Origin of the sequence: Sphingobacterium pedocola (genome assembly GCF_015209965.1) — a bacterium.
Taxonomy (GTDB): Bacteria; Bacteroidota; Bacteroidia; order Sphingobacteriales; family Sphingobacteriaceae; genus Sphingobacterium; species Sphingobacterium pedocola.
Window position 1 is genome coordinate 1,551,308 of the sequence record NZ_MU158689.1, and the last position, 8,952, is coordinate 1,560,259.

5 protein-coding genes, 2 tRNA genes and 2 pseudogenes are annotated in these 8,952 nt (G+C 39.5%); 4 read left to right on the top strand and 5 right to left on the bottom strand.

Annotated features, from left to right (window positions below; genetic code table 11):
• Positions 1–2 precede the first annotated feature (2 nt).
• A complete protein-coding gene (locus C4F40_RS06560) occupies positions 3–2,432 on the bottom strand; it encodes a bifunctional UDP-N-acetylmuramoyl-tripeptide:D-alanyl-D-alanine ligase/alanine racemase (RefSeq protein WP_196938550.1) in 2,430 nt (809 codons plus the stop codon).
• Positions 2,433–2,500: 68 nt separating this feature from the next.
• Between C4F40_RS06560 and C4F40_RS06565 the strand changes: the two genes are divergently transcribed.
• The 4 genes from C4F40_RS06565 to C4F40_RS06580 all read left to right on the top strand — a co-directional run bounded on the left by C4F40_RS06565 (position 2,501) and on the right by C4F40_RS06580 (position 4,565).
• Positions 2,501–2,983 (top strand): regulatory protein RecX, encoded by a 483-nt coding sequence (locus C4F40_RS06565; RefSeq protein WP_196938551.1) that lies wholly within the window; start codon positions 2,501–2,503, stop codon positions 2,981–2,983.
• Between the two features lie 767 nt (positions 2,984–3,750).
• Complete coding sequence (locus tag C4F40_RS06570; protein WP_196938552.1) at positions 3,751–4,179, top strand: tail fiber domain-containing protein; 429 nt, start codon at positions 3,751–3,753, stop codon at positions 4,177–4,179.
• A 223-nt stretch (positions 4,180–4,402) separates the two neighbouring features.
• Positions 4,403–4,475: transfer RNA gene (locus C4F40_RS06575), tRNA-Gly, on the top strand.
• 5 nt (positions 4,476–4,480) lie between these two features.
• Positions 4,481–4,565 (top strand) — tRNA-Leu (locus tag C4F40_RS06580).
• A 335-nt stretch (positions 4,566–4,900) separates the two neighbouring features.
• Here the strand turns inward: C4F40_RS06580 and C4F40_RS06585 are convergent.
• The 4 genes and pseudogenes from C4F40_RS06585 to C4F40_RS21540 all read right to left on the bottom strand — a co-directional run.
• On the bottom strand, positions 4,901–5,398 hold the full coding sequence (locus C4F40_RS06585) for a hypothetical protein (protein WP_196938553.1): 498 nt from the start codon (positions 5,396–5,398) through the stop codon (positions 4,901–4,903).
• A gap of 1,270 nt (positions 5,399–6,668) precedes the next feature.
• A pseudogene (locus C4F40_RS06590) lies at positions 6,669–7,637 on the bottom strand (ISAon1 family transposase); the annotation flags it as partial.
• Positions 7,638–7,693: 56 nt separating this feature from the next.
• Positions 7,694–8,662: pseudogene (locus tag C4F40_RS06595) on the bottom strand (ISAon1 family transposase); the annotation flags it as partial.
• Positions 8,663–8,718: 56 nt separating this feature from the next.
• Positions 8,719–8,952: transposase (locus tag C4F40_RS21540; RefSeq protein ID WP_231389946.1), on the bottom strand; the 234-nt coding region annotated here is incomplete at its 5' end.

Genomic DNA, 8,952 nt, shown 5'->3' on the forward strand with positions numbered 1-8,952 from the left:
AATTATTCGTAAAAATAAACTCTTTTCACCCGCGATGAAATTCCTACTAGCAGTTCATAAGGTATGGTCCCAATATCTTTGGCTGTCTGTATCAAATCTGGAAAAACGATTACTTCATCTCCTTCATTTGCTATGATGTCGGTTATATCCAGCATGCACATATCCATACAAACGTTGCCTATTGTAGGTACAATTTGTCCAGCTATCATCATTTTGCCAATACCGTTTCCTAAACGACGGTCATATCCGTCCGCATATCCTATTTTGACGGTTGCAATGTGACTATCTCGTTTTAAGACACCCTTCCGATCATAGCCAACGGTTTCCGCTGCATTTAGTTGTTTTATCTGCGAAATAGTGGTTTTAACTGCGCTAACGGGTTCTAAATGCAGTCCATTATCCGACAGGTCAATACCGTAGAGTCCGATCCCCAGTCGCACCATATCCATTTGCGCATCTGGCCAATTTACAATCCCTGTCGTATTGCAAATGTGTTTCAAAACTGGATATTCCAAAACGGATTCCAATGCACCCGCTAACCTTTTAAATTCCTGAATCTGGTGGGCTGTAAATTCCTTTTGAGCAGTATCGGCCGAAGCAACTAAATGTGAAAACACCGATACAACTTTGACTTGTGGGCTCTTTTGAAGCGTAGTAAGCGCATCATCCAATTCATTTTTCATAAATCCTAACCGGTGCATACCAGTATCCAGTTTGATGTGAATCGGATAATCTTTAATCTGACGATCCGCTAAAAATTGAAGAAAAGCATTCAAAATCCGTTTGGAATAAATCTCTGGCTCTAAGTGATAAGACAAGATATCCCCAAAGGTGCCCTCATGCGGACTTAATACCATTATAGGCAAGGTTACACCGGCTTTCCTTAATTCGACCCCCTCATCGACAAAAGCTACAGTGAGGTAATCCAGTTTATTAAACTGCAAGACATTTGCCACCTCAAAGCTTCCGCTTCCGTAAGAAAAAGCTTTGACCATAGCCATTAGCTTTACGTCTTTCTGTAGTAAGGAACGGTATCGCATAAGATTGCTTTCGATGGCTTTCAGATTGATCTCCATAACGGTATCATGGGATTTTTCAACCAATAGCTGACTTACTTCTTCTAAATGAAACTTACGTGCACCCTTAATCAGAATTGTCTCATTGTTAAAATTAATTCGTGATAGATCAGCTATCAGTTCTGCTGTAGATTCGTAGCATAGCACCTCCGAATTTATCGCTGTTATAATGCCAAATAAAGAGCGGTCAATCAGAACAACCCGCTTTAACAACTGATTATTAAGCAAATGAATTAGTTTGTCCATTATTTTGTCTGTAGATTGTGCGTCTACAAATCCGCTTAATATCAACGATTTTTGTGTGTGCTGATTTTGTTGATTCAAAAAATCCAATGCGATCTGCAAGGATGCCAAATCATTAGAATATGTATCGTCAATGATGCTACAGTTATTCTTCCCTCTCTTTAATTGCAAACGCATTTCCAGCGGCTTCAATCCCTTTATACGTTCTTGAATGATCGTGAAATCGTAACCCAATTGTATCATAACTACTATACAGGTAATCACATTTTCAATGGACGCCTTGTCCTGGAAAGGTATCACGAAATCGAGATTCTCTTGTTGATATCGTGCTGTTATCTTTGTTTCAGTATGTTCAGTTGAAATATTTAGAATCTGAAAATCATCCGACTCTTTTGTTCCCCAAGTGAATCCATTATAAATATTTTCTGTATCGGGGACGTAACTAGAAGGAAACAAGATCTGCGGGGTATTCTTAAAAAGCTTCCATTTCTCATCCAATTTATCGCTTTTGGAAGCAAACCCTTCCATATGTGCTGTACCTATATTTGTCAATATACCAATAGACGGATCTATCATTTTCCGCAACGCCTCCATCTCACCAGGGCGGCTGATACCCGCTTCAATAATGGCTAATGTATGATCTGCCCGAAGATTCCAAACCGAAAGTGCCACCCCCAATTGCGAGTTATAACTCTTTGGACTTTGATATAGGTTATGTTCCGAAGTCAGTAACTGGTGCAACCATTCTTTGACAATAGTTTTACCGTTACTTCCGGTAATACCAATAACAGGAATAGTAAATTGCATCCGGTGAAATGCTGCTAAAGCTTGGATGGCTTTGAGTGCATCCCCCACCCAAATAAAATTAGCGTCAGGATAAGGTGAAGTAGAAAAATCAACATCGGAGATCACGAAACTTCTAATACCTTTTTCATACGCATCGGAAATGAACTGATGTCCATCCCTACTACCTTTAATAGCAAAAAATAAACCCTCCTCTACGTTACTAATCTTCCTGCTGTCATAGACCAATTCACTTATCGCTAGACCGCCGTCAGCAAGAACATAGTGTTCAGCGGAAAGAATTTGTAATACAGAAGTTATAGTGTACATAGTGATATATTGCTACGAATTTCATCATTATTTTTAATAAGTTAGGTATTTTTTGAACATTTGTACTTATGGATGACCGTTATGCTAACAAAAAAGTCTACACTCCGCATCAGGCTAAATTAAAAGCCGAAAATTACTGTGCGTATCAAGAACGGGCACAACAGGAAGTAAGAGACAAACTGTACGAATGGGGGCTACACTTCGATGATGTAGAAAATACCATTTCCGAGCTTATTTCAGAAAATTTCTTAAATGAGGAACGGTTCGCTATGGCATACGCCTCTGGAAAATTTAGAATAAAAAGTTGGGGAAGAGTAAAAATCAGGCAATATCTTAAATTAAAAAAAATACCAGAAAAACTAATAAAAAGTGCAATTAACACGATAAGCAGCGAAGAATACGAAGAAAAAATTGAACACCTGATTGATTTAAAAACAAAAAGCGAGAAAAAACCATACAATCTAAAGCTAAAAGCCAAACTGTACAATTATCTCGCGGCTAAAGGATATGAAAACGACATCATCTTACAGAAAATACATAAAGATTTCTAAATTCGCACCTTTAAACCGAGGCAAAGCCCGCACATTCACAAATCCGTTAATCAATTAGTAAAATTTACGCACTATTACCCATAAATTATTGAGTAAAACACATTTTCACATCTACTTAAACACATCAATTATTAATAGTTAAACGGTTGTAACAAAGACACTTCAATAAAATTTAATTGTTCAATTTTTAACGTTTTTAAATGTTAATTTATTATATTTGTAAGCAGTTAATGGGGCATAGAGCTAAGCAGAACAAACCCTATTAATGAGTTAATGAACTCTCTGTTTAGACATCGATATGAGTATAAGAAAGCTAACATACATAATAACGGCTTTAGGATTTTTCCTATGCGCTTCAACATGCATGTATGTTATATCCGAGAAGAGCATTTATGATATCGAACATTCCGAAAATATAAATACGCAATCCTCCGAAGACACAGACAGTGAGCGACAGGGAGACGATGATTACGTCATCACCCATATTCTAACTCCTGTAGAAATTGATTTTCTTTACGCCCTTTATTATCATCCCTGTGATGCAAAAGTAAAGCATATCCCCATTAGGCTTCATTGCCCCCCTCCGAACATTTCCTAACATTCCTTCCGTTATCATCGTGAAATATCCGTGGGCATTAACGCTCATGTAATATTCCACTAATAAGTGATAGTATACAATGGAATAATACCTGATTTCGTGCGGCAACGCTTACGAATAGGTTATTCATACTGTTAATCTAAGAGTATATAATTATAATTTTTTAAAAATGAAAATATCTATAGCAAATTTAACTTCAGTATTGGCATTGGCCTTTGGAACATGTACAATAGTAAACGCACAACAATTGAATGAGCAGGAATTAAAAGTTAATGTTGATAAAATATCTAACTCAACAGAACGTATAAAAGCCCTTGAACCGGTTACATTCGTTTACAATACAGATAAGTATAAAAAACTAAACTTACCTTCGGGAAATCAATACGGCTTTTTGGCAAGCAACGTGGAAAGTGTATTCCCAGATCTGGTACAAGAGTCGACGCAATTTTATAGTACCGGAAAAAACACCTCAAAGGTTGCTAAATATGAAGAGGTAAATTCAAATGACCTTATTCCTTTACTAGTTGCGGCCTTAAAAGAGCAACAAGCGCAGATCGAGGCGCTACAACAGGAAGTAAATAACTTAAAATCAAAATAAAGTTGAAATACAAAGCCAAAGTTGTTTTGAGAACACGGTTCCTACACAATTTTGGCTTTTTCTTCCACCCTTTCCGTCCTGCTCCTCTATTACATCCAAAAACGCAAAAGGTTCCAAATTATAACGCATTGCTATAGCTAAAAATCAAGGCAGAAATAATTCAGAAAAAACATCTTTTTATTTTGGAGATTTAGCCGAAAGCTCTATATTTGCACCACGTCAAGCGAAAGTAGCTCAGTTGGTAGAGCACAACCTTGCCAAGGTTGGGGTCGCGAGTTCGAATCTCGTCTTTCGCTCAGTTGCCTAGGTGGTGGAACTGGTAGACACGCAGGACTTAAAATCCTGTTCCCGTTAAGGGAGTGCGGGTTCGATTCCCGCCCTAGGTACGAACGAAACCGTTTCTATTACTGATAGAAACGGTTTTTCTGTTACTTGGAGTAATGTCCCATCAAAAGTTCCCAATCAAGGGGTAATGGATCAATCCATACAAAACACGGATGGAGTACTTCCCTTCCTATCACCACTAAGTTTTTCAAAGTGCAACGATTTTATAACTCTAACGTAGTTTTTGTTTTCGACAGTACGAATTTGGTTAATTCTCATAATAAACTTATGCTGAACATTGATAGCCTATATTGGAGTATTCACCCAACGAAAGCTTTTGAGGGTTTCGGAGCGTCGCTATAAAAGAGCGACATCTAAGAGGAACATCAAGCAATCTCTAAAATGAAAACTCATCAAGTATTACGTCAAACCTGCCCTGATAAATATTGGTTTCATCCTCTTCACCTCCGTATCCTTCTTCTCTTTTCAGATGCAGGTGAAAATCCCCTACTATGCGCTTATTTATATAATCCATGGCTAGGATTTGAAGCCTGTTTGGTTTTGTCGGATCAAGACGGTATGCATCGGATATAGCTGCGGATCCGAAAAAAGGCGCTATCAGGGAGAATGCATCCAACGCGTCGAGCCTGGTATTGTAAACAGGTTTCTTAAACCGTATATAAAAGGTTTCCGTATTTTCGGTTCCCAAGACCGAAACTATACTGTCCTCGGTATTAAAAGTCCCGACCGCTGTTGTCTCTGCCCACTGAATCCCGTTCTTTTTTAGTGCAATTGACGAGGTTGATGGTTTATCATTATCCACTTCCCGCTTTTTGCAGTTTGCCATCAATAGCACGATAACACATATCGGGAGTATCAATAATCTAAATTTCATTGGCTGCCGTTATAATTTGTCTTAAAAATATAAAAGTACTAATTAGTATTCCAAAAATTCACATGTTATTGAAAAATAATGAGATGTGAATAGAGTGGACCCTAAATAAAAAGGCCGACTGAAACTATCGGAGACCCAAACCGCGAAAGATCGCATTCAACAGCAACGCGATCGCTTTTTATCAGATGCAAACACGTAAAATCGCAAAAGGGTGCACCTTTTACAAATAAGCATGTATCATTTATAAAAAACAGCATCATTTTGCGTCATACGCTCCGCCAAAAAGGGACGTTACCCCAAATGTTGTAAGGAAAAGGGCTTCGACACATACCTCTCCCATACATTCTAAAATAATCTAGACTTGGCGTTATTCAAAAGTCGTTCACTATCCCGCCAAAGCTCTTCCATCAACGTGTCGATCTGTGCTAATATAGATGGCACTGGAGGTTATCTTATCTGCTCATAAGTCTGCATAAAAATTTTTATCAGGCACTTCCCGTTTACCCAATGCTGGATGCGCCAAAGTAACACCTGAATCTTGAATACTAGTAGATTTTGGAAGTATTCGTTTTCTTAAAAAATGGTATGGTAAAAACCTTCCAAGCCAATGAAATGACACAAGTCGCACAGCAGGAAGCATACACCTTGCGCCACTAGACAAACACTTCGAGCAAGATGACATACACCTTAAACAAAAAGAGGTACGTCTAAATACAGGAAGCGCACGTCTCTTGTCATGAAGCATACACTTCGTGCGAGACGACGTATACCGTAAACGAAAAGAGGTACGTCTAAAGGCAGGAAGCGTACCTCTCTTGTCATGAAGCATACACTTCGTGCGAGACGACGTATACCGTAAACAAAAAGAGGTACGTCTAAATGCAGGAAGTGTATCTCTTTTGCCACGAAGCATATACTTCGTGGGAGACGACGTATGTCTTAAACGAAAAGAGGTACCTCTAAATGCAAGAAGCGTACGTTTAAATACAGGAAGCGTACACCTTTTGCCACGAAGTATACACTTTGTACGGAATGACGTATACCTTAAATGAAACGAGGTATGTCTAAATGCAGGAAGTGTACGTCAAAATACAGAAAGTGTACACCTAAATAAAAAATTTTCGTATCCCTTAAAGTGTGATAATCAAAGAAAAAAGGTTCTTCGTAGGTGAAGTCCCGATTTATGCCCCAAACACAATTATTACCGAACAATCTCATAGACAGTTTAAAAAAATTGCGGGTTTAGGGGATCAGTTTCAAAACCTGTGGACTAAGCAAATAATTTGGTCAATCTGAATAGGAAGAAATTGATATCCCCTACACCTCTAAACTGACTTCTGAAAGCTTTTATTTTTGCATTGAAAGACTCGGCTGAAGCATTTGTACTCTTGTTGTCGAAGTAGTTCAATATTTTTTTGTGATGGATATTTATGGTTCTGGAGACGGTATTGAAAGACTTGAATCCAGCCTGCTCAACCTTATCCGCCCATTTGGCCAGCCTGGTAAAGGCGTAGATCTTATCAATGGTTGTGTTGAAGATCCAAGAGAGTTCCTGGGATAGCCTGTACGCCTTTTCAACATCCGGATATCGCTCAAACAATAGTCTTGCCCTGTCTTTTTGCTCGATAGTCCATTTGTGTTCACTCTTGTAGAGTAGATATCGGCTTCTTGCAAGTAACTGTTTAATGGTGTCACTGTTGGATAGGACTTCCGGAAAATAGGCTTCCTTCTTCTTTCGTGCTTGATCAATTGCTTGGTTTTCATCATCAATGGCTTGCCATCGATGTTTTATCCTTATTTCCTGGAGCGCTTCGGTAGCCAGTTGCTGGACATGGAAACGGTCTATTACCTGAACGGCATTGGGAAAGCATTTTTTGGCTATCAGTCCCATATTGCCCGCTAGATCAAGGGTTATCTCCTGAACTTTATTGCGCAATCTCTGCGGGATCTTTTGAATGACGGGGATAATGTTCTCTGATTTTGTGCCGTTCAGTATGGCCACAATGGTCCCTTTTTTACCGTGTGCTTCTTTGTTGGTGACCACGGTATAGAGCTCGCCATGGGATAGGCAGGTTTCGTCAATGGAAAGATGGCCGCTGATATTCTGTGGGAAGATCAATCCATCCCTTGCATTTTCGCGATGCTCCCAATCCTGGAACCCGCTCAGTTTATTGCGGTAGTACCTCCTTAATTTACTGGCCGATATCCCATAGAATGAACTGATGGTCTGGATGCTATATGCCTGACTGTCCGCTGATTCCTTTTAAAAAATGGATCAGTTTCAAAACCTGTGGACTAAGCAAATAATTTGGTCAATCTGAATAGGAAGAAATTGATATCCCCTACACCTCTAAACTGACTTCTGAAAGCTTTTATTTTTGCATTGAAAGACTCGGCTGAAGCATTTGTACTCTTGTTGTCGAAGTAGTTCAATATTTTTTTGTGATGGATATTTATGGTTCTGGAGACGGTATTGAAAGACTTGAATCCAGCCTGCTCAACCTTATCCGCCCATTTGGCCAGCCTGGTAAAGGCGTAGATCTTATCAATGGTTGTGTTGAAGATCCAAGAGAGTTCCTGGGATAGCCTGTACGCCTTTTCAACATCCGGATATCGCTCAAACAATAGTCTTGCCCTGTCTTTTTGCTCGATAGTCCATTTGTGTTCACTCTTGTAGAGTAGATATCGGCTTCTTGCAAGTAACTGTTTAATGGTGTCACTGTTGGATAGGACTTCCGGAAAATAGGCTTCCTTCTTCTTTCGTGCTTGATCAATTGCTTGGTTTTCATCATCAATGGCTTGCCATCGATGTTTTATCCTTATTTCCTGGAGCGCTTCGGTAGCCAGTTGCTGGACATGGAAACGGTCTATTACCTGAACGGCATTGGGAAAGCATTTTTTGGCTATCAGTCCCATATTGCCCGCTAGATCAAGGGTTATCTCCTGAACTTTATTGCGCAATCTCTGCGGGATCTTTTGAATGACGGGGATAATGTTCTCTGATTTTGTGCCGTTCAGTATGGCCACAATGGTCCCTTTTTTACCGTGTGCTTCTTTGTTGGTGACCACGGTATAGAGCTCGCCATGGGATAGGCAGGTTTCGTCAATGGAAAGATGGCCGCTGATATTCTGTGGGAAGATCAATCCATCCCTTGCATTTTCGCGATGCTCCCAATCCTGGAACCCGCTCAGTTTATTGCGGTAGTACCTCCTTAATTTACTGGCCGATATCCCATAGAATGAACTGATGGTCTGGATGCTATATGCCTGACTGTCCGCTGATTCCTTTTAAAAAATGGATCAGTTTCAAAACCTGTGGACTAAGCAAATAATTTGGTCAATCTGAATAGGAAGAAATTGATATCCCCTACACCTCTAAACTGACTTCTGAAAGCTTTTATTTTTGCATTGAAAGACTCGGCTGAAGCATTTGTACTCTTGTTGTCGAAGTAGTTCAATATTTTTTTGTGATGGATATTTATGGTTCTGGATGCGGTATTGAGAGTCTTTACTCCAGCCTGCTCAACCTTATCTCCCCATTTGGCTACCCTGTT